1 protein-coding gene is annotated in these 1,850 nt (G+C 43.2%); it reads right to left on the bottom strand.

Going from position 1 to position 1,850, the window contains the following annotated elements:
• A partial coding sequence (locus JXQ92_RS19255; protein ID WP_421988281.1) for a hypothetical protein occupies positions 1–1,850 on the bottom strand: 1,850 nt, incomplete at both ends.

The raw sequence follows: 1,850 nt of genomic DNA, 5'->3' as shown, positions 1-1,850 counted from the left end.
ATCTGGACCGTTGTTGGTTAATCTTACAGTAAATGTGATAACATCACCCACATTAGGAGAAGTAGAACTAACTGTTTTAGTCAAACTCAGGTCAGCTCTTGGTGCATCTACAATTACACTAGCAGTATCATTACCACTAACATTGTCCACCTGATCTAGGTTGTTTACACTAGCCGTATTGGTGAAGTCGCCATTGGCGAGCACCGTTGCAATTACTTCAAGGGTCACCACACCATCTTTCGGAAGGGTACCGATCGCCCAAATTCCTGTACTACTGGTAAAAGTACCTTGAGTAGAAGTAGAAGATACGAAGGTGTATCCGCTTGGTAGTTGATCTAACACCTGCAGGCTAGTGGCTGCATCATCACCATTATTAGTAGCAGTTACCGTGAAGGTTACATTCTCCCCAACATTGGCAGTTGCATTATCGACTACTTTTGTTAGGGCGATATCAGCTTGCTGTAAAGTGATTGAAGTACTCGATGTATTGTCAGCGGTATCGGTATCAAACTGATCAGAAGCCGTAACTGAAGCCGTATTGGTGAAATCACCAGAGGCTAAAACAGTTGCTCTGATAGAAAGTACAGCAGAGGCAGAGTTTCCGATGGTACCGACAGTCCACATACCAGTTCCAGCAACATAGCTTCCTTGAGAAGCATTAGCTGAAACGAAAGTATATCCTGAAGGTAATTGATCAGTAATAGAGACGTTAGTTGCTGCATCAGGACCATCATTTCTTAGTGTTACGGTGAAGATGACATCGTCACCCGGAACTGGGTTAGCATTGTCAACCTCCTTATTCATATTCAAGTCAGCAAACTGCGTATCTACCGTTACAGTAGAAGTGTTATTAGCGGTTACTGGATCACCTTGATCAGCGGCTGTAATCGTCGCTGTGTTATCATAATTACCTGTAGAAAGTACAGTGGCTACTATCTCTAATGTTGCAGTCTGTGTTGTTGAAACAGAACCGATTGTCCAAAGGCCGCTATTTTCATCGTAAGAACCGAAACCTGTGTTTTTCGATACAAAAGTGTATCCATCAGGAAGTAAATCTGTCACAGAAACTCCCGTGGCTAGATCTGTTCCATTGTTACTAACTCTCACAGTGAAGGTAATGTCGTCTCCAACATTTGGCGTCGCATCACTCACTACTTTTGAAACTTCAAGATCGGCTGATTGCGTCACTAAAGTAGCAGTAGCGGTATTGTTTCCTGCATTAGGGTCAAACTCGTTAACGGCTGTCACAGATGCCGTGTTTTCATAATCACCAGTAGCTAAAACAGTAGCTTCGATAGCCAAAGTAGCATTAGCATCTTTTGCCAATGAACCAACAGTCCATACACCAGTACCGGCAACGTAAGTGCCTACACTTGGGGCGGCTGATACGAAGGTATATCCGCTTGGTAGTTGATCAGTAATTTCAATGCCGGTTGCCGATCCAGTGCTTGGTCCGTTATTGGTTAAGGTAACCGTGAAAGTGATATTCGAACCGACATTTGGTGCTGTATTATCAACTACTTTTTGAATTTCTAAGTCCGCTCTTGCTGGAACAACCGTTGCAGAAGAAGCATCATCTGCATTATCAGGGTCTAATTGATCCAAAGTAGTTACTGAGGCGGTATTTCCATAGTCGCCTGTAGAAAGTACAGTAGCAGTTATTGTTAAGGTAGCATTAGCTGCATTGTTGAGTGTACCGATATTCCATACCCCTGAGGCATTATTGTAAGTACCGGTTGATTCATTGGCACTAACAAATGTGTATCCAGAAGGAAGTTCATCAGTAATCGTAAGTCCAGTAGCGTTGTCTGCCCCAGTGTTCGAGGCGGTTACAGTAAAGACAACATTAT

This window comes from Roseivirga sp. (assembly GCF_049099775.1).
In the GTDB taxonomy this organism is placed as follows: Bacteria; Bacteroidota; Bacteroidia; order Cytophagales; family Cyclobacteriaceae; genus Roseivirga.
Note: the sequence above shows the minus strand (reverse complement) of the source record. Positions and strands in the feature narration are given on the sequence as shown.